This window comes from Actinotalea soli (assembly GCF_017565425.1).
Classification (GTDB): domain Bacteria; phylum Actinomycetota; class Actinomycetes; order Actinomycetales; family Cellulomonadaceae; genus Actinotalea; species Actinotalea soli.
The window spans coordinates 306,993-326,205 of the sequence record NZ_JAGEMK010000002.1 but is presented as its reverse complement, the minus strand read 5'-3'; the positions used below and the strand labels follow the sequence as shown (position 1 = coordinate 326,205).

Here is a 19,213-nt window from a genome sequence, read left to right as displayed (position 1 = left end):
CACGACGTTCAGCCCATCGGCCGGCGTCGGTCAGCCCCGCGGGCTCACCGGCCCGGTCGACTCGCGGACCATCAGCTGCGGGCTGATCGCGATGCGGTGCACCGGGCGGTCCGGGTCGGCGATCCGCTTCGCGAGCAGGTCCACCGCGGCGTGCCCGACGGCGGCGCGTGGTGGTCGCACCGCGGTGAGGGCGGGGGTGAACAGGCCCGCGACCTCGTCGTCGTAGGAGACCACCGACAGGTCCCCGGGGACCGACAGGCCACGGTCCTGGGCGAGCTGCACGATCGCGGACGCCTCGGGGTCGGAGTGGGCCAGCAGGGCCGTGGTGCCCGAGCCGAGGGCCGTCTCGAGGACCTCCGCGATCGCGTTGCCGAAGGCCGGCTTGTGGCGGTCGGGGGCGAGCCGTTCGAAGTGCTCCTCGCTGGCCAGGCCGAGCTCGTTGCACGCGGCCCGCCACCCCGCGGCGATCTTCCGCGAGGTCGGGGACCGGCGCGAGAGCACCAGGCCCACCCGCCGGTGGCCCAGGTCGGCGAGGTGGTGCACGGCCATGAGGGCACCCAGGGCGTGGTCGGAGACCACCGACTCGAGGGCCTCACGGTGGGGGGCGAGCGCGGCCTCCCGCTCGACCAGGACGTGCGGGACGTCGAGGGTGCTGAGCCACTGGACGAGGTCCTGGGCGTGCGGTCCGTCGGTGCGGGGGGCCAGGACGAGCCCGCGCAGGTTCTCGGTCTGCACCAGGCGCGCGAGGGCCGGGCGCTCGTCGGCGGCCTCGTAGGAGGAGCCGCGCAGCACGATCCGCATGCCGTGCTGCTGGGCCTCGGCCTCCATGCCCCGGACCACCCCGGGCCAGTAGTAGTCGAGGGAGGGCACGAGCACGCCGATCGCGGCCGTCGGCCCGGACCGCTCGGTGCCAGACCCGGCCGCGTCCCCCGCGGCGGCGACGGCCCCGCCGTGGACCCGGGTGAGCAGGCCCTGCCGCTCGAGCTGGGCGATGTCCCGGCGGATGGTCACCGCGGTGACCCCGAGGCTCTCGGTCAGCTCGGTCACCCGCAGGGCGCCGTCCCGCTCGAGGGCCGCGAGCAGGTGCGCACGCCGCTCGGCCGCGAGGGGCGCGCGCGCGGTCAGGTCCTCGCTCATGCGCGCTCCTCGCGCTCGGGGGTCTGGGTGATCTCGACGGTGAGCTCGCTGCGGTCGTCGGCGTCGATCCTCACCCTGGTGAGGCTCTCACCCCACACGCTCGTCAGCATCGGGTCCTCGAGGGTCCGGTGCTCGAGCGTGACCCGCGCACCCTCGGGCCAGGTGACCCGGACGGGGGTGGCATCGTCGAGGGGCCGCACCGTGGCGCCGTCGGGCGCGAGCTTCACCTGGCCGGCGAGGACGAGGTGGACGCAGGTCCCGGGGCCTGCCGACGGGTCGAGGTCCCAGGAGTCCCGGACCGCGACGCGGGGCGCAGGCGTGTCCCGGTCGAGGCGCACCTCGCGGTGCCAGGCCCGCAGACCGGGGACCGGGTAGGCGGCAGCGAGGTCGAGGGAGACCTGCGGGCCGTCGACGACGACCTCGCGTGCGGCGTACCGGCTCCCGACCCCCTGCGCGACCCCGGCGACCTCGGGCACCGTGTGCCACGAGCTCTGCATCATCCACGCCTCGTACCGGTCGGGGCCGAAGGTCTGGGCGGTGTACGTCGGGCGACCGGCGTCGACGAGCACGGGGACGCCGTCCGAGGCGACGACCACCGAGCCGACGTCGTTGTGGTTGTGGTGCTCGCCGTTGTGCCCGCCCTTGGTCACGACCGTGAGCCCGCGCGGGCTGCCGGCGTGCTCGCGGGCGAGGTGCACCTGGGTCGAGCCGAGCCAGACCTCACGCGGCAGGGGCGGGGCGGCGGGCCCGGCGGCGCACCAGGCCTCGTCGGTCACGGCCCGCAGCAGCCGGCCGAGCCCTTCGCGCTCCTCGGCGACCGGGGTGCCCGGCACCCGGGCGGCAGCCGCGTGCTGCTCGGCCTCGCCCTGCCCCGCCCGCCGCGCGGCCTGGTGCAGGGCGTGCCAGGGCTGGTCGGCCGGGGGGCGGGCGCGGCCGTCGGCGTGGTTCACGTACCAGGGGCCTCCCAGGTGCATGCGGTGCGGGAAGGCCAGGGTGGCCCGCAGGCTCGGGACGGCGGCCTCGGGGGCCAGGGCGTCGAGAGCTCCCCCGGTGGAGTGGGCGAGCAGGTCGAGGGCCTCGACCGCGCGGCACGCCCCGTTCCACCAGTACTCGTACCCCTCGTCGATCGCCCCGTCCTCGGGGAGCACCGCGACGTAGCGGTCCAGCCCCTCCATCACGAGGCCGACGACGACGGCCCGCAGGGCGCGCTCGGCCGGGTCGTCGAGGAGGCGCAGCGCCGCGACGAGCACGTTGCCGTGGATCCAGGGGTTCCAGTTGTGCACGTCCCCGTCCAGGCCGATCCAGTGCCAGTCCCGTCGCTCGCAGAAGGGGTCGAGCACCCGCGAGCGCACCTCAGACCGCACGCGCTCGCGCAGGCCGGGGTAGCGCTCGGCCAGGGCGCCGCCCAGCAGGTGGTCGATCCAGGCCAGCTGGCCGGCGACCTCACCGGCTCCCAGGTCGAGCACGGGCAGGTCCGTCGCGGGGAGCACCCACCCGCGGCGCGCGGCCGCCTCGTCGTGCGCGGGCCAGCACCACGAGCTCTGCTCGCACAGCTGCCACACGCCGTCGGCGACCTCGTCGAGCCATCGGTCCTCGAGGGTCGTGGCCGCGGCGAGGGTCGCGCGCGAGAGCCGGTGCTGGCGGTCGAGGACCAGGGCCTCGTGCTCGGCGCGGTCCCCGTCACGGTGCACCCGTGCCGCGGTGCTGGCCCGCGGCGTCAGCCAGGGCTCGGCGAGGTCCCCCTGCGCCCTCGCCAGCCCTGCCCGGAGGGTCGCCTGGTCGGCGGTGCCCGCCCCCAGCGCCCACACGGCCCGCGTCGTGGCCGGGGGGACGGGCAGGGCGCCGTCGGGCGGCAGCAGGAGGTCTACCAGCGCCTCCGCGGCGCTCTGCTGGCCTCGTCGCCCTCCGAGCCCCAGCCGGCGCGCGAAGGCCCGGGCGAGCGGACCCGTCGCGTCGTCGGACATCTCTCTCCATCGAGAAGGTGGTTCGTCGAGCACGGCGATCCATCCGAGCCATGCGCCAAGAACTTTGGACAAACGATCAGAAGTGATCATAACAGAATGCACATCTGCTTGACGGTGTGGGTTTGTGAGCGCTTGACTCCCTCAGGTCGGGTGAATGGCCACCCGACCCGGGAGCTCCCGACGACGGAGACGGCGCCCCGGCAGATCGCGGAGGAGCACCATGCGCGTCGAGGGCATCGGGTCAGCGTCCTCGCTCCCGGCCGCGTCCACGACGCCGTCCCGGTCGGCGAGCAGCCCGCTGACCGGGTGGGACCGGACCCGCTGGGCCTCCCTCGCGGACGACCTGCTCACCGCGGTGCGCCCCTACGCCTCCCCCGACCACGCACGCATCGAGCTGCCCGGACCGGCCGGCGGGTACGGCCGCGACGTCGACGGGCTCGAGGGCTTCGCCCGCACCTTCCTGCTCGCGGGGTTCCGGATGGCCGGCGAGCGCGGCGCAGACCCGCGCGGCGACGCCCAGTGGTACGCCGAGGGCCTCGCGGCCGGGACGGACCCGCACGCCCCCGGCCGGTGGCCCCGCCTCTCCGAGCACGCGCAGGCCAAGGTCGAGGCCGCCTCCCTGGCCCTGGTGCTCGACCTCACCCGCCCCTGGCTCTGGGACGGGCTGGCCCCGCTGGTCCAGGAGCAGCTCGTCGACTACCTCGCCGTGGCGGTCGGGGACGACACCTACCCGCGGATCAACTGGGTGTGGTTCCGGCTCGTCGTGCAGACGTTCCTGCGCTCGGTGGGCGCACCGCACTCCCTGACGGAGATGCAGGAGGACCTCGCCACCCACGACGGGTTCGTCCGCGAGGACGGTTGGCTGGCCGACGGCGACCAGCGGTCCTTCGACCACTACTCCGGGTGGGCCCTGCACCTGTACCCGACCCTGTGGGCCCGGATGCGTGGCGCCGAGGACCTCGCGGCCCCGCGCCGCGAGCGCGACGTGCAGCTCCTGGACCGCTACCTGCGGGACGCGCTCGCCCTGGTCGGCGCTGACGGCTCACCGCTCCTGCAGGGCCGTTCGCTGACCTACCGGTTCGCCGCCGCGGCGCCGTTCTGGGTCGGCGCGATGGCCCAGGTGCCCTCCTCCTCCCTCGGGGAGCTGCGGCGCGCCGCCTCGGGGGTGCTGTCGCACTTCGTCGAGCACGGAGCCCCCGACCACCGTGGCCTGCTGACCCAGGGCTGGCACCACGAGTGGCCCGCGATCTCGCAGACCTACACCGGCCCCGGCTCCCCCTACTGGGCCAGCAAGGGCCTCCTCGGCCTGGCCCTGCCCGCCGACCACCCCGCGTGGACCGCCGTCGAGGAGCCCTTGCCGGTCGAGCGGGGGGACCAGCTGCGGGCCGTGCGCGCACCGGGCTGGATCGTCAGCGGCACCCGGGCCGACGGCGTGGTGCGCGTGGTCAACCACGGCACCGACCACGCCCAGGAGGGCGACGTGGTGGGCGACGCCCCGCTGTACGCCCGTCTCGGGTACTCGACGGCGACGAGCCCGCTCACCGACCCCGCGAGCAAGGCCTCGCCGTCGGACCAGGGCGCCGTCCTGGTCGACCACGCGGGGCGGGCCACGCACCGCGCGGGGTGGCGGGCCCTGGGCGCCCGCATCGACACGACAGAGGGGCAGGTGCCGGTCGGGGTCGCAGCCTCGACGGCCCAGGCCCGGTGGCTCGCCCCCGGCCCTGAGCCGCGGGACCACGGCTCGGGCCTCGACGGCACCTTCACCGAGGCGGGCACCCTCACGACCGTCTCCCTGGTCCGCGGGCCGTGGGAGGTGCGGCTGTGCCGGGTCGACCAGCTCGCCGCAGGCCTGGACCCCGAGGCGCTGCGCCTGCGCCTGAGCGGATGGCCGACGGTTCCCGGGGACGGGCTGCACTCCGCCGTCCTGCCCCTGCTCGGCGCCGCCCGCGCAGGCAGCGTCCATCGCGCCGAGGCGAGCATGCTCGGCCCCGCCGCGGAGGTGCCCTGGGTCGAGACGGCGGTCCGTCCGGGCACCTGGGTCGCGGCCCTGGTGACCCTCGAACGGCCGAGGCCCGCTCCGGGACCGACGCGGGTCCCGCGGCCCACCGCGACCCTCGAGCTCACGGCAGCAGACCGCACCGCTGCCGTGCACTGGCCGGACGGCGAACGGACCCGCACCGCCCTGCCCTGACCCCCGACCCTGCACGCGCCCTCCGGCCCGTGCCGTGGACCAGGCCCGACGACGGGCCGCCGAACTCGAAGGAGAGTAAGGAATGAAGCGCATCACCCCCGCCACGATCGGTCTCACGGCCGTCGTCGCCCTGACCCTGACAGCATGCGGCGGCACCGACGAGGGCGACAGCCCGGGCACCGACGGCGCGGCCGCCGAGGGCCCGGTCACCCTGACCCTCGCGGGCTGGAGCCTGTCCACGACCCCCGAGTTCCAGACCCTCGCCGATGCGTTCCACGAGGAGAACCCGGACATCACCGTCGAGCTCCAGGAGTACGACGCCACCAACTACGACACCCAGATGACCGCCGACCTCGCCGCGGGCACCGCCCCGGACGTGTACGTGCAGAAGAACCTCAGGAACTTCTACACGTACCAGTCCGGGAACCAGCTCCTCGACGTCTCCGACGTGGTCGCCGAGCTCGACGAGGGCACCGGCGGGGCGGAGTTCTACGAGGTCGACGGTGCGAGCTACGCCGTCCCCTACCGCCAGGACGCGTGGGTCCTCTACTACAACAAGGACCTCTTCGCGGAGGCCGGGGTCGACGAGCCCGACGGCTCGTGGACCTGGGACGACTACGCCACGGCCGCGACCGAGCTCACCGACGGCCTCGAGGCAGCCGGCAGCGAGGCCCTCGGCACCTACCAGCACAACTGGCAGTCCACCCTCCAGGGCTTCGCCCTCGCCCAGACCGAGGGCGCGGACCTGGCGAGCGCCGACTACGGGTTCTACGAGCCGTACTACGAGCGGGTGCTCGACCTGCAGGAGGCCGGGGCGCAGGTGGGCTACGGCACGATCACGACGAACTCGCTCACCTACCAGGCGCAGTTCGGCACCCAGCAGGCCGCGATGATGCCGATGGGGACCTGGTACGTCGCGACCCTCATCGCCCAGCAGGAGTCCGGCGACGCCGAGGAGTTCGCCTGGGGCCTGGCCCCCGCGCCGCAGTCGGACAGCTCGACCACCGGGACCAGCAGCACCCCGGTCACCTTCGGGGACCCGACCGGCCTGGGGATCAACCCGGCCATCGACGAGGAGAAGGCCGCCGCTGCCAAGGAGTTCCTCGCCTTCGCCGCCGGAGAGGGCGGCGCGACGGCCCTCGCCGAGATCGGCATCACCCCGGCCCTGCTCAGCGACACGGTCGTGGAGACCTACTTCGCCCTCGAGGGGGTGCCCGGCGACGACCTCTCCCGGTTCGCCTACTCCACCCATGACACCCGCCCGGAGAACCCGGTCGCGGAGAGCACGGCCACGGTGCAGAACATCCTCAACGACATGCACTCGGCCGTGATGTCGGACTCGGCAGGGATCGCCGCCGCGATCGAGGAGGCCGAGAACCGCGCCGCCTCGGAGGCCGGTCTCGGCTGACCCACCACGGGCCGGGGTGTGCACCCGGCCCCTCCTCCCGGGGTGCCCGCCACGCGGGCACCCCGGGACCCGCCCGTCCTGCGACCACCACGCCCGGTCCTCCGACCCAGCCACCCGGTCCCCCGACCAAGGAGCCCCACGATGTCGACCCTCGCCGCCGACGAGAGGCCGCGGCCCACCGCGCCCGCTCCGGCAGCGCCCGAGCGTCCCCCGGCCCGCCGTCGGCCCGGGAGCAGGCTCGCGCTGCGCAACACCCTGATCGGCTGGAGCTTCATCCTGCCGAACTTCCTCGGCTTCGCCGTGCTCACCCTCGTCCCGGTCGTGACGCTCTTCTACGTCTCCTTCACCGACTGGAACGTCTTCGGGGTCGCGACCTGGGTAGGCCTGGACAACGTCACGCGGCTCGTCGGGGACGCGAGCTTCCACCGCGCCCTGCTCAACACCCTCTACTACGCGGGGGTGCACATCCCGCTGACCCTGGCGGCCTCCCTCGGGCTGGCCCTGCTGCTCAACCGCAAGATGCGCGGGGTGGCCTTCTTCCGCACGGTGGCGTTCTTCCCCTACATCACCTCGGTCGTGGCGATCGCCGTGGTGTGGAACATGCTCTTCAGCCCGGAGTTCGGTCCGATCAACCAGCTGCTGCGGGCGATCGGCCTGGCCGACCCGCCGGGGTGGACGACGAGCTCGACGTGGGCGATGCCGGCGATCATCCTCGTGAGCGTCTGGCGCGAGATGGGCTACTACATGCTGCTGCTCCTCGCGGGCCTGCAGACCGTCCCGGCCCAGCTCTACGAGGCGGCGCGGATGGACGGCGCCAACGCGTGGCAGCGGTTCCTCAACGTCACCCTGCCGGGGCTGCGCCCGACGATGTTCTTCGTCACCGTGATGCTCACGATCCAGAGCTTCAAGGTCTTCGACCTGATCCTCGTGATGACCAACGGCGGGCCCGGTCAGTCGACCCTCGTCCTGAGCCAGTACATCTTCCAGAAGGGCTTCGTCGAGAACCAGTTCGGCTACGCCTCGACCATCTCGGTCGCGCTGTTCCTCCTGTGCATCTCGATCACGGTCGTCCAGTTCCTCGTCAACATGAGGAGGGACGCCTGATGGCCACCCTCGACACCGCCTCCCCCGCAGCGGCGCCGGTGCCCGCGACCATCGCCGACGACCCCCGTCCGCCCCGCCCCGACGCCCAGCGCCTGACGGTCGGACGCGCCCTGGGCTACCTGGTGATGCTGGTGGCAGCGGCCGCGATCCTGCTGCCGTTCGTCTGGATGGTGATCTCCTCCCTCAAGACGAACAACCAGGTCTTCACCGTGCCGGTGCAGTGGATCCCGGACCCTGTGGTCTGGCAGAACTACCTGGACATCTGGTCCCGCTCGCAGATGACCACCTGGCTCAAGAACACCCTGATCCTGTCGGTCGCGGTGACCTCGCTGCAGGTGATCACCGGCAGCTTCGCGGCCTACGGGTTCTCCAAGGTCAGGTTCAAGGGCCGGGACGCGCTCTTCCTGCTCTACATCGGGACGATCGCCGTGCCGTGGCAGTCCTACATGATCCCGCAGTTCATCATGCTGTCCGAGCTGGGCCTGTCGAACACCCTCTGGGCGATCATCGCCCTGCAGACCTTCAGTGCCTTCGGCGTCTTCCTCATGAAGCAGTTCTTCGAGACGGTGCCCGAGGAGCTCAGCGAGGCCGCGCGCATCGACGGGCTGAGCGAGTACGGCATCTGGCGGCGCATCATGATGCCGCTGTCCGTGCCGGCCATCGCGAGCCTGACCCTGCTGACCTTCGTCAACACCTGGAACGACTACCTCGGGCCGCTCATCTACCTGCGCAGCCCCGAGCTGTGGACCATCCAGATCGGTCTCAAGACGTTCATCAGCCAGTACAACGCCGAGCACGCCCTGATCATGACGGGGTCGGTGCTGTCGGTGCTGCCGATCGCGATCGTCTTCCTCCTGGGTCAGCGGTACTTCGTCCAGGGCATCGCGACCACCGGGCTCAAGGGATGAGCGCCGTGACGACGGCCTCGAGCCGCAAGCCGCTCGTCTCGCACGAGACCTACCTGCTCGTCTTCGGCACCGCCTACGCCGGGCTCGCCACGAACCTGCTGCTGGTGATCACGTCCGCCCCGCTCCTCCTGCTGCTGCTCACCACGGACCCGGCGCAGTCCTGGCCCGCGCTCGTGCTCGCCACAGGCCTGAGCGCCCCGGGGGTGGTCGCCGCCTTCGCCGTCTTCGGGGCGTTCTCGGCGAACCCGTCGGCACCGATCGTGCGGACCTTCGTGCGCAGCCTGATCAGGCACGCCCGCCGAGCCCTGGCCATCGGGCTGCTCACCGCCACGGCGGTGCTGGTGCTCGCGGTCGACATCCGCGTGGTGTGGGGGCTGACCGTGGGCGCCGTCGCCATCCCCGTGCTCGCCGTGCTCCTCGTCGTGGTGGCCCTCACGTCCGTCGTGGCGCTGGCCGCGCTCCCCGACCACCCCGAGGTCCGGCTGCGGGCGCTCCTCAAGGCCTCGCTCTTCGCGGCGCTGCGGCGCTGGTACCTGACGCTCGCGGCCCTCGTCGTGCTCGGGACCCTGCTCGCCGTCGTGGCCGAGCACCCTGCCCTCGGGCTGGGGCTCGCCGCGGCCCCGCTGCTCTACGTGGTGTGGGGCGGCTCGAGGCATGCCCTGCACGTGACCCTCACCGCTCCCGGCCCGCCGCGCCCGCGCGCCACCTGACCACCCGGACAGACCACCCGCTCCACCCGCCCCGCACCCGGGCTCACCGGTGCACGGGCAGATCGGAAGACCTTGATGACCCTCGCCACCGGGCTCGCGACCGAGCTCGCCCCTGCCGTGGACGCCGCGATCGCGACCGTCCGCCGGAACATCGCCGCCTTCGGCCGCCGCTACCCCGACGACACCACCACCGACGGCCGGTACCTGCCGCGGCCCGCGACCGACCGCTTCGCCGAGGGCGCGAACCGGGGCTGGACCACGAGCTTCTGGCCCGGGACGCAGTGGCTGGCCTACGAGCTGACCGGCGAGGACGCCTTCCGGGCGGCGGGCCGCGAGCACGTCGTGGACTTCGCCCGGCGCGTCGAGCAGGGCGAGGACCTGCACACCCATGACCTGGGCTTCCTGTACACGTTGTCCGGTGTGGCTCCGTGGCGGCTCACCGGGGACGAGCAGGCCCGGCAGGCGGCCCTCGCCGCGGCCGACCACCTCATGGTCAGGTTCCTCGAGCCCGCGGGGATCCTCCAGGCCTGGGGGGACGTCTCCGACCCGGCCCAGCGCGGCCGCACCATCGTCGACAGCCTGATGAACATGCCGCTGCTGACCTGGGCCGGTGAGCAGACCGGGCAGGAGCGCTACCCCGACGCCGTCCGCCGGCACACGGCCCAGCTGAGCGAGCACGTGCTGCGGCCCGACGGCACCACCTTCCACACCTTCTACTGGGACCCCGTGACCGGCGCGCCCCTGTACGGGGCCACCGAGCAGGGGGCGGGGGACGACTCGTGCTGGGCGCGGGGCCAGGCCTGGGGGATCTACGGCTTCGCCCTCAACCACCAGGCCACCGGGGACCCCGCCCTGCTGCGCTCGGCCGAACGCTGCGCCGACCGCTTCCTCGCCGACCTGCCGCAGGACGGTGTGCCCTACTGGGACCTCGTCTACACCGACGGCAGCGACGCCCCACGGGACAGCTCGGCCGCCGCGATCGCCGCCTGCGGGCTGCACCACCTCGCCGCCGTCGAGACCGACCCCGCCCGACGCGAGCGGTACGCGACCGCGGGCCTGGACATGCTGCGCGCCCTGGTTGCCGGCTACACCCCGGCCGCCGAGGGGGTCGAGAGCGACGCCCTCCTGCTGCACTCGGTCTACGACGCCCCCAAGGGCATCGGCGTCGACGAGGGCAGCCTGTGGGGCGACTACTTCTACCTCGAGGCCCTCGTGCGGCACACGGACCCGGGATGGGTTCCGTACTGGGTGCGGGGCGCGTAGCGGGGGTGACCTCCCTGGACGGAGGCTTTGCGGCCTCAAGTCTGCGCATCGACTGTCGATATGCCTGGAACAGGAGCACATCGACTATCGAGATGGAGACGCCATGGATGCCGCGACACAGGAGGAGCACGCAGCTGCCAAGCAGCTGATCGGCTCAGCGATGGCTGTGGGTACGTTGGTGGTCGTCGCTTGCCTGCTCATCGGGGCCGGGATCGTCGCGGCGCTGATGGTCGCCCGTGGCGGGGCGCCGGTTCCCGTCGAGGTGATGGCACCGGCGCGCCAGGAGGTCGTCCTGCCGTGCGTCGAGGGCTGGTCGATCGACGGCATCAGCGGGTGCGCCCCCGCCGTCTCGGCCGAGGATTGGCCCGGCGGCGAGCCCCTACCGGTCCACCGGTCGGGACCGCTGACGATCTACGGGGACCACCAGTCCCCTGCGATCGGCCTGATGGCGGGCGCAGGCCCGTGGGCAACCTTGCTGGCCAGCGGTCTGGTGATCCTGCTGCTGGTCCCCGTCCTGCGGTCAACCGCAGAGGCCCGCCCCTTCGCTCCGGGCAACGCACGACGCCTCGCCGTCGCCTCGGCCGCGACGGCCACGGCCTGGGCCATGGCCACGGCCCTGCCTGCCCTCGCAGCACCCCGGGCCGTCGCATCCTTCCTCGCAGCCTGGACCACCCCGCCCACCGCGACCGGAGAGACCGCGCCCGTGCCCGCGGGCTGGATCGTGCCTGACCCTCAGGTTGCCTGGTGGCCGCTGCTCGTCGCCCTCCTGCTGGGGGCCCTGGCTGCCGCCGTAGCTCGAGGGACCCGCCTGGCCGACGACGCGGAAGGTCTGGTGTGAGTGCGGAGGACGCCGCGACGCACCGGGTCATCTGTCATCTCGGTCAGCTGCTGGCCGAGCGCGACATGACCCTGGTCGAGCTCTCGACGAGGAGCGGCATCACCGTGGCCAACCTCTCCGTGCTCAAGAACGACCGAGCCCGGGCGGTACGGTTCTCGACCCTGACCGCGGTCTGCGACGCGCTCGGATGCGAGCCGGGGGACCTCTTCACCCTCGTCCCGACCTCGCGCGGCTAGGACCGAGCAGAGGCACAGGGTGGCTGTCAGCCCGCTCAGCGGTCGACCCCGGCGATCCCGAGGACCATCACCGCGGTCATGACGGCCCCCTCGCGGCGGGCCCGCTCGACGACGGTGGTCACCTGGGTGAACGGTCCTTCGACGAGCACGGGGCGCCCGGCCGAGGCGTCCCCCGACCACTCGAGGTCGGCCGCGGGGGCCGGGGAGAACGGCACGCCGTCGGGCATGCGGACCACGCCGGCGGCACGGACCTGCGGGTCCTCGACGGGGCGCGCGACCACCGAACGGACCACCGAGAGGCGTTCGACGGTGCGGGCGAGGAGCCGCGCCCGCCGGCTGGTCGCGCAGAAGGTCACCGCGATGCTGCCGACGTCCCCGTCCACGCCCCCGGTCGCCAGGGACGTGAAGCTGACGCCGCGGGTGGAGAAGACGCTGCTCAGGGCGGTGAGGGTGCCCGGGCGGTCGTCGCCGCGGATCAGGGCCACCCAGCGCTGCTCGGGCTCAGGGCTAGGGCTGGGGCTGGGGCTGGCCTCGGCCGGCACCTCGGGGCCGGGGTTCATGCGGGCACCTCGCGGCCCAGGCCCCACGGCCGGAGCCCGGCGTCGATGTGCTGCTCGCACTCGGTGAGCCGGGCGAGCTCGTCGGGGGCGGGCTCGTCCAGCAGCACCCGGGTCCACCCCTCGGGGCCGAGGACCACGGGGGCGCCGATCACCCCGCGCAGCGGCACCCCGCCGAGGGACACCTCCCCCTCGAGGGCCAGCTGCCCGGCGACGACGATCTCGCGCCCGTCCAAGACCGTGTCGACGAGGTCGACGGTCGCGTTGGCGGTGCCGGTCGCGGTCTTCGCGCCGCTCTGGTGGGTCATCCACGGCCGCGCCACCGCGCGCACGTCGGGCGGCCAGGTGTCGATGAGGTCGAAGGCCGCGCCCACGTCCCGCGCCGCGCGGTCGAGCAGCTCGGTCTGGGCCCGGGCCACCTCGTCGCCGAAGTGCGCGAGGGAGCGTCCGCGCCGCAGCCCGTCCACGGCCCGACGGCGCTCCTCGGGGTCCAGCCCGCTGATGCGCACGGTCGACCACAGCGGGACCAGGTCGGCGCCGTGCTGCCCCGCGACGAACCCACCGATGCGGTGCCGTCGCAGGCCGAGGGAGACGGCGATCTCACGGCGGAAGCGCAGGGTGTCGAGCCAGGCCCCCATGCCGATCACGCGGTGCCGGCCGAGCTCGCGCGCCATGACCGCCACGCCCAGCTCGACCGGGTTGGAGACCACCACCACGACCTCGTGCCCCGACCCGTGCTCGGCCAGGGCCCGCGCGTACGAGGCGAAGACGGCGTGGTTGTCGGCCGCGAGCGCGGCGCGGTCGGTGGGCGCTCCCGTGGTCGCCGGGGCGGTGCGGCCCGCGGTGAGGATCACGACGTCGGCCACGACCTCCTCGGGACTGAGTGCGACGTCGATCAGCGGGGCGTGCTCGTCGAAGGCGTCGACGAGGTCCTCGCGCAGGCCGTAGACCGCGCGGCCCGAGCTGCCGCCGGGACGGCCGACCAGCTGCAGGCGCGAGGCCCGGGGCAGCACCCGCCGCTCGATGAGCTGGGTGCACACCTGCCGTCCGACGTCCCCCGTCGCGCCCAGCACCGCTACGTCCACCTGCTGAGGCTAGCCGCGGCAGGTGTCGGGGAGGTTGCGGGCTGTCAGGTGGCGTCGAGGAGCCCGCGCTGCCACGCCACGATCCGGTCGATCGCCTCGTCGATCTCCTCGGGGGTGCATGCGAAGGACAACCGCACCCAGCGCCCGCCGTCGACCCCGTCGAAGTCCGTCCCGGGGGTCATCGCGACCCCGGCCTCGTCGAGGAGCCGGGCGCACCAGGTGACGGCGTCGAGCCCTGAGGCTGCGATGTCGGCGTAGAGGTAGAAGGCGCCGTCGGGCGGGGCCACGCGACCCCAGCCGAGCTCGGGCAGCCGCTCGAGCAGCACCGCGCGGGTGGCCGCGTACCGGGCGACGTCGGCCTCGGCCGAGGCGTACCCCTCGGGGCTGAAGGCCGCGAGGGCTGCGTGCTGGGCGAGGGCGGGCGGGCACAGGGCCACGTTGCCCGCGAGGGCGTCGACCGGGCCGCGCAGGTCCTCGGGCAGCACGAGCCACCCGAGCCGCCACCCGGTCATCGCCCAGTACTTGGAGAAGGAGGAGACGACGACGGCGCCCCGATCCAGGTGGTGCGCGGCCGTGGCCTGCTGGGTGGCCGCGTCGGGGTAGGTGATGCCGTGGTAGATCTCGTCGCTGATCAGGCGCACGCCGTGGGCCGCGCACCAGTCGGCGAGGGCGGTGAGCCCCGCGGCGTCGACCATGGTCCCGGTCGGGTTGGCGGGGCTGGCCAGGACCAGGCCGGCGAGGGGGGCCTGGGCGTGGGCCCGTTCGAGGTGCTCGACCGTCGGCTGGTAGCGGGACCCGGGGCCGCAGGCCAGCTCGACGACCTCGCAGCCGAGCGAGGCGAGGATGTTCTTGTAGGCCGGGTAGCCGGGCCGGGCGAGGGCCACCCGGTCGCCCGGGTCGAAGGCCGCGAGGAAGGTCAGCAGGAACCCGCCCGAGGAGCCCGTGGTCACAGCCACCTGCTCAGGAGGGAGGTCCACGCCGTACCAGCGGCCGTAGTGCTCGGCGATCCCACGGCGCAGGGCCGGGATGCCGAGGGCCTCGGTGTAGCCGTGGTCCCCCGCGGCGAGGAGCTCCCTGGCCCGCTCGCGCACGACCGTCGAGGCCCCGCCCGAGGGCTGCCCCGCGCACAGGTTAATGATCGACTCCCCCGCGTCCCGCCGGGCGTTGGCGGCCGCGAGGACCTCCATCACCGCGAAGGGCGGGACCTGCGCCCGGGCCGAGACCTTCATCCCCGGGATGCTGCCTGACCGAGAGAGGCACGCACGTGGTCGACGATCGCGTCGGCCGCAGCCTCCACCTCGGCGAGGGTGACGACGAAGCCGTCCTCGTCCCCGTACCAGGGGTCGTCGACGTCGAGCTGGTGCTCGGGGCCGCCCTCCGGGGCTGCGGGGTCGAAGCTCCGGTACATGCGGACCCGGCCCTCGAGCTGGGCGTCCCCACGAGCGAGACGGCGCAGGGCCTGGGCGTGGGTCGCCGTCATCGCCAGGACCAGGTCCCGTGAGGCGAGGTCCACCGCGCTCACCTGCCGGGCGCGATGGTCCCCAGGCACCTCGAAGCCGTGGTCGGCGAGCACCCGCTGGGCACGCCTGTCGATCGGGTTGCCGTGCTCCTCGGCGCTGATGCCCGTCGAGTCGACCACCACCTGGTCCCCCAGGCCTGCGGCCTCGAACCGGGCGCGCAGCACGACCTCGGCCATCGGAGAGCGGCAGATGTTGCCGGTGCAGACGGTCATGACCTTGTACACGGACGGGCCTCCGGGGTGCAGCAGGGTGACGGCGGGCGAGGAAGGAGCGGCGCCCCTCAGGCCAGCATGCTCCGCAACATCCACGCCGCCTTCTCGTGGACCTCGAGCCGGCGGGTGAGCAGGTCGGTCGACACCTGGTCGGGCGCCCCCTCGGCGACGGGCAGCGCCTCGCGGATGGTGCGGGCCGTGGCCTCGTGGGCCGCCACGAGGCGCGAGACCATCTCACGGGCCTCGGGCTGGTCGGTGTCCTCGACGAGCACGGACAGCTCGGTGAACTGTCGGTAGGTACCGGGGGCCGGGGCGCCGAGGGCGCGGATGCGCTCGGCGATCTCGTCGACCGCGAGGGCGAGCTCGGTGTACTCCTCCTCGAACATCGCGTGCAGCGAGTGGAACATCGGGCCGACGACGTTCCAGTGGTAGCTGTGCGTCTTGAGGTAGAGCGTGTACGAGTCGGCCAGCACCCTCGACAGGCCGTGGACGATCTGGACCCGCTGCTCATCAGGGATGCCGATGTCGACAGGGATGCTCATGGGATCTCCTCCGGGCGTGGGGGAGGCGTGGTTCACGCCGTCCTCGCCACCGTACCGGCGCGCGGTGACGCGGGAGGGGCGAGCAGCACCTGATGGTGCCGGGCCGACGCACGGGCACGGCTGCGTCCGGGCATGGAACAGCCCGTGGGCTGCCGGTCAGGAGGATCGGCGTGCCGTGCTGGACGGGGCACGGCGCCCACGGGCTGCGGTGACTGCCGTGGTCTCGCTGCCGCAGGAGCGGTTCGGGACCGGTGCAATCCGTCCGAGCTGATCGGGCGACTAGCGGACAGTCACCTCACGCGTCCAAGAAGAATTCATGTTCTGGACCACCTCCTTTCCCGTGTCCGACGACGGTACGACGACGTCCCCCGCCTGCCAAGGGGTTTTCCGCCGCGTCTCGCGGCTCCTCCCGCAGGCCCACGCCGGGTCGGCCTCCTCGCGGCGGTGCGGAGCGACCACCCGGCTGCGGCCCCAGGAGCACCGGCCTAGGGTTGGGGCCTCCCCGTCCTGCCCTGAAAGGCGTCATGCGTTCCTCGACCACCGGTGCCGCCCTGCTCTGCCTCGCGCTGAGCGGAGGCCTCCTGCTCGGCTGCACGCCCGACCAGGGACCCGACGACGAGACGCCCGACCCCACCCCCACGCCGTCCCCCGAGCCGGTGCGCACCGCCGAGCTGAGCCTGCCCGAGAAGCCCGCCGTGGTCCTCGACGGACCGGGTGCCGACGAGCTGGCCGCCGCCACGAGCACCGCGCTGTACGCCTCGGCCCCGGTCGCGGTCGTCGCCCCCGCCCAGGACGAGGACGCCCAGCTGCGCGCTGCCTCGATCGCCGTCGGGCTGGGGGCCCCGTTGCTCCTGGCGGACGCCGAGGCCGATGGCGCAGGGGCCTCGCCCGCCCAGGCCGAGATCGAGCGGCTCGGGGCGCTCGCCGTCGTCACCGTGGGCGAGGTGCCTGCCGAGGCCCTCGGCGACATCGAGACCGTCGCCGCCCCCGCGGAGGACGCCGAGCTGCGCTCCCTGCTGGGCTGGGAGGCGGCCACCGACGACGAGGGTGCCGCCGCCGAGGACGCCACCGAGGAGAAGGACCCCGAGGACGGCGCCGAAGACCCCACCGACGGCACCGAGGGCGTCGCGACCGTGATCGCCCTCGACCGCGAGGTGCGCACCCTGCTCGGCGGGGAGGGAGGCGCCGAGGACGGACCGACCGACGACGAGCCCTCCCCCAGCGCCGAGCCCACCACGAGCGAGCCCACCCCGGAGGATCCTCCCGGCCCCGAGGACTCCGCACCGGGGGGCCCTCTGCCGCCCACCGAGCTGGCCGAGCCCACCGAGGGCGGCGTCGTCCTCACCACCGGCGAGCCCGCCCAGGTGGCCGCGGTCGCGACCGCCCGCGCCGCCGGCGTCCCCGTGGTGACCGTGCCCGACGGCGACCCGCGTCGCGAGAGCAGCGTGGTCCAGGCCATGGCCGAGATCGCTCCGAGCACGGTGATCGGCCTGAGCGAGACCTTCGTCGGCGCCAGGACCCTCGCCTGGAAGGCTGAGACCGCCGCGACCGGCGTCGAGCTCCCGGGCGGCGGGCAGGTCCTCTTCCCCGGGCGGCGGATGATCGCGATCTACGGCACCCCGGGCACCCCCGCGCTCGGCCTGCTGGGGGAGCAGGACCTGGACCAGAGCATCCGCCGCGTGCAGGACATCGCCGCGCGCTACGAGCCGCTGACCACGGGCACGGTGGTGCCGGCCTTCGAGATCATCGTGACGGTGGCCTCCGCGGAGCCCGGCGAGGACGGCAACTACACGCGTGAGCTTCCCGTCGAGAGCTTCGTCCCGTGGGTCGAGGCGGCGCAGGAGGCCGGCGTCTACGTCGTCATCGACCTCCAGCCGGGGCGGACCGACTTCCTCACCCAGGCACAGCGTTACGAGGAGCTGCTGCGCTACCCGAACGTCGGGCTCGCCCTGGACCCCGAGTGGCGGCTCGAGCCGGACCAGGTGCACCTGCGCCAGATCGGCTCGGTCGAGATCGACGAGGTCAACCAGGTGGTCGACTACCTCGCCGACCTCACCAGGGAGGAGGCGCTGCCGCAGAAGCTGCTGGTCCTGCACCAGTTCCGGCTGTCGATGATCCGCGACCGCGAGCGCCTGGACACCTCCCGCGACGAGGTCGCGGTGCTGATCCACGCGGACGGTCAGGGCAGCCAGCCCGCCAAGCAGGACACCTGGCGGGCGCTGCGGGCCGGCGCCCCGGAAGGGGTCACCTGGGGCTGGAAGAACTTCATCGACGAGGACACCCCGACCCTGACCCCGACCGAGACCTTCCGCGACGTGCAGCCGACCCCACGGTTCGTGAGCTACCAGTAGGTCTGGCCGCCCCGCCGCGCCGGGTTCGCTGCGGCTCGGGCCGCTAGGCCGTCTGCTGCGGGAGGAAGCCCTGGTACGAGCGCTGGCTGGCGAGCGCCGCCCAGCGGGCGAGGATCTGCGGCGGAACGGGAGCCGCGTCCGGCAGGAGGACCGAGCGGTCCTCGTCGAAGGACCGGTAGACGGACTGGCCCAGCGTGTTGTCCTGCATGGCGCACCACTTTCGTTCGGTAGCCCGGCTGACCGCATGGGTCCCGTGGCTTTGCGTCCCCGCCTCTCGACGGGTTTGCCGTTGTCGCTGACGGGACGAGCGTAGGACGGATCGGCCGCGCCACGCCGAGATCGGGCGCCGACCACCCGTTCGGACGAGCCTTTTCACCCACCCACCCCTCACAGCGTCCCGGGACCGGCCGATGGGAGAGAGGTCCGCCCCCCGACAGGAAGGACCCGCGTGGAGGCCATCGCCGGGATCACCAGCCGGATCGCCCAGATCCAGTCGCAGATCGCGACCATCTCCGCCCCCACCGTGCGCGGCGCCCCCGTGCTCGGCACGGTCAGCACCGCGACGACGAGCTCGTCCGCGGGCTCCTTCGGCGCTGCCCTCGAGAAGGCCGTCGCCACCCAGAACAACGTCATCACCCACGCGACCGGTGCGACCGGCGTGGCCGCGACGGCGGGCGCCGCCGGCACGAGCACCACCGGCAGGGTGGACGAGAAGGGCATCCCCCTCGAGCTCAAGCAGTACGGCAACGGCAAGATCCCCGACGAGGCCCTGAGCCAGATCGCGGGCAGCGGCCACAAGCTCTGGTCCCCCGCTGCGCGGTCCTACGAGGCCCTGCAGGCTGCGGCCCAGCGCGACGGCGTGACCATCGGCATGACCGACTCCTACCGGACGTACGCGTCCCAGGTGGACCTGGTCCAGCGCAAGGGCCTGTACTCCCAGGGCGGCCTCGCGGCCGTGCCGGGCACCAGCGACCACGGCTGGGGGATCGCCGTCGACCTCAGGCTCGACGCCAAGGCCCAGGCGTGGATGCGCGCCAACGCCAAGGACTACGGGTTCGTCGAGGACGTCCCGCGCGAGCCCTGGCACTGGGCCTTCAAGCCGCACAAGGTCTGACCCGCAGCACCTCCGCCTGCCCCCGCACCACCCCGGGCACGGGCGAGCCGCACCGGGCACAGCACGAGCCCCC

At 73.7% G+C, this 19,213-nt stretch carries 18 protein-coding genes and 1 riboswitch; of the genes, 10 read left to right on the top strand and 8 right to left on the bottom strand.

The annotated features are described in order from the left end of the window. Positions 1 to 30 precede the first annotated feature (30 nt). Together J4G33_RS05810 and J4G33_RS05805 are read right to left on the bottom strand one after the other, a co-directional pair. Entirely contained in the window at positions 31 to 1,137 is a 1,107-nt protein-coding gene (locus tag J4G33_RS05810) for a substrate-binding domain-containing protein (protein ID WP_208054982.1), read from the bottom strand. Continuing rightward, positions 1,134 to 3,101 (bottom strand): heparinase II/III domain-containing protein, encoded by a 1,968-nt coding sequence (locus J4G33_RS05805; protein WP_208054981.1) that lies wholly within the window; start codon positions 3,099 to 3,101, stop codon positions 1,134 to 1,136. Before J4G33_RS05805 ends, J4G33_RS05810 begins: the two co-directional genes overlap by 4 nt. Positions 3,102 to 3,321: 220 nt before the next feature. On the opposite strand from J4G33_RS05805, the gene J4G33_RS05800 reads away from it, so the two are divergent. The 8 genes from J4G33_RS05800 (at position 3,322) to J4G33_RS05765 (ending at position 11,759) form a co-directional block, all read left to right on the top strand. Next, positions 3,322 to 5,292 carry a DUF2264 domain-containing protein gene (locus J4G33_RS05800; RefSeq protein WP_208054980.1) on the top strand — a complete coding sequence of 657 codons (1,971 nt, stop codon included), beginning with the start codon at positions 3,322 to 3,324 and terminating at the stop codon, positions 5,290 to 5,292. Between the two features lie 82 nt (positions 5,293 to 5,374). Further along, positions 5,375 to 6,700: an ABC transporter substrate-binding protein gene (locus J4G33_RS05795; protein WP_208054979.1), complete on the top strand. Its 1,326-nt coding sequence runs from the start codon at positions 5,375 to 5,377 to the stop codon at positions 6,698 to 6,700. Positions 6,701 to 6,841: 141 nt separating this feature from the next. Then, the gene (locus J4G33_RS05790) at positions 6,842 to 7,804 is read left to right on the top strand and encodes a carbohydrate ABC transporter permease (protein WP_208054978.1); all 963 of its coding nucleotides are present in this window, start codon (positions 6,842 to 6,844) and stop codon (positions 7,802 to 7,804) included. Further along, a complete protein-coding gene (locus J4G33_RS05785) occupies positions 7,804 to 8,712 on the top strand; it encodes a carbohydrate ABC transporter permease (protein WP_208054977.1) in 909 nt (302 codons plus the stop codon). The genes J4G33_RS05790 and J4G33_RS05785 overlap by 1 nt, the downstream gene beginning before the upstream one ends. Then, on the top strand, positions 8,709 to 9,422 hold the full coding sequence (locus tag J4G33_RS05780) for a YesL family protein (protein WP_208054976.1): 714 nt from the start codon (positions 8,709 to 8,711) through the stop codon (positions 9,420 to 9,422). Before J4G33_RS05785 ends, J4G33_RS05780 begins: the two co-directional genes overlap by 4 nt. A 75-nt stretch (positions 9,423 to 9,497) precedes the next feature. Continuing rightward, positions 9,498 to 10,685, top strand: coding sequence for a glycoside hydrolase family 88 protein (locus J4G33_RS05775; RefSeq protein ID WP_208054975.1), 1,188 nt, complete (start codon positions 9,498 to 9,500; stop codon positions 10,683 to 10,685). Positions 10,686 to 10,788: 103 nt separating this feature from the next. Beyond that, on the top strand, positions 10,789 to 11,523 hold the full coding sequence (locus J4G33_RS05770; RefSeq protein WP_208054974.1) for a hypothetical protein: 735 nt from the start codon (positions 10,789 to 10,791) through the stop codon (positions 11,521 to 11,523). Further along, positions 11,520 to 11,759 carry a helix-turn-helix domain-containing protein gene (locus J4G33_RS05765; RefSeq protein WP_208054973.1) on the top strand — a complete coding sequence of 80 codons (240 nt, stop codon included), beginning with the start codon at positions 11,520 to 11,522 and terminating at the stop codon, positions 11,757 to 11,759. Before J4G33_RS05770 ends, J4G33_RS05765 begins: the two co-directional genes overlap by 4 nt. Positions 11,760 to 11,794: 35 nt before the next feature. Here J4G33_RS05765 and J4G33_RS05760 read toward each other — a convergent pair whose 3' ends face one another. The 5 genes from J4G33_RS05760 to J4G33_RS05740 form a co-directional block, all read right to left on the bottom strand. Next, entirely contained in the window at positions 11,795 to 12,319 is a 525-nt protein-coding gene (locus J4G33_RS05760; RefSeq protein ID WP_208054972.1) for a hypothetical protein, read from the bottom strand. Beyond that, positions 12,316 to 13,401 carry a lactate/malate family dehydrogenase gene (locus tag J4G33_RS05755; RefSeq protein WP_208054971.1) on the bottom strand — a complete coding sequence of 362 codons (1,086 nt, stop codon included), beginning with the start codon at positions 13,399 to 13,401 and terminating at the stop codon, positions 12,316 to 12,318. Before J4G33_RS05755 ends, J4G33_RS05760 begins: the two co-directional genes overlap by 4 nt. Before the next feature lie 44 nt (positions 13,402 to 13,445). After that, positions 13,446 to 14,630 (bottom strand): pyridoxal phosphate-dependent aminotransferase, encoded by a 1,185-nt coding sequence (locus J4G33_RS05750; protein ID WP_208054970.1) that lies wholly within the window; start codon positions 14,628 to 14,630, stop codon positions 13,446 to 13,448. Further along, complete coding sequence (locus tag J4G33_RS05745) at positions 14,627 to 15,133, bottom strand: low molecular weight protein-tyrosine-phosphatase (RefSeq protein WP_208055204.1); 507 nt, start codon at positions 15,131 to 15,133, stop codon at positions 14,627 to 14,629. The genes J4G33_RS05750 and J4G33_RS05745 overlap by 4 nt, the downstream gene beginning before the upstream one ends. A gap of 68 nt (positions 15,134 to 15,201) precedes the next feature. Then, entirely contained in the window at positions 15,202 to 15,675 is a 474-nt protein-coding gene (locus J4G33_RS05740; protein WP_208054969.1) for a Dps family protein, read from the bottom strand. 524 nt (positions 15,676 to 16,199) lie between these two features. Between J4G33_RS05740 and J4G33_RS05735 the strand changes: the two genes are divergently transcribed. Continuing rightward, positions 16,200 to 18,026 carry an ICP22 family protein gene (locus J4G33_RS05735; RefSeq protein ID WP_208054968.1) on the top strand — a complete coding sequence of 609 codons (1,827 nt, stop codon included), beginning with the start codon at positions 16,200 to 16,202 and terminating at the stop codon, positions 18,024 to 18,026. 43 nt (positions 18,027 to 18,069) lie between these two features. Here J4G33_RS05735 and J4G33_RS05730 read toward each other — a convergent pair whose 3' ends face one another. Continuing rightward, a complete protein-coding gene (locus tag J4G33_RS05730) occupies positions 18,070 to 18,234 on the bottom strand; it encodes a hypothetical protein (protein ID WP_208054967.1) in 165 nt (54 codons plus the stop codon). 15 nt (positions 18,235 to 18,249) lie between these two features. Next, positions 18,250 to 18,324: riboswitch (cyclic di-GMP riboswitch) on the bottom strand. Between the two features lie 150 nt (positions 18,325 to 18,474). Here J4G33_RS05730 and J4G33_RS17740 point away from each other — a divergent pair. After that, positions 18,475 to 19,140, top strand: a complete 666-nt coding sequence (locus tag J4G33_RS17740) for a M15 family metallopeptidase (RefSeq protein ID WP_208054966.1) — start codon at positions 18,475 to 18,477, stop codon at positions 19,138 to 19,140. Positions 19,141 to 19,213 lie beyond the last annotated feature (73 nt).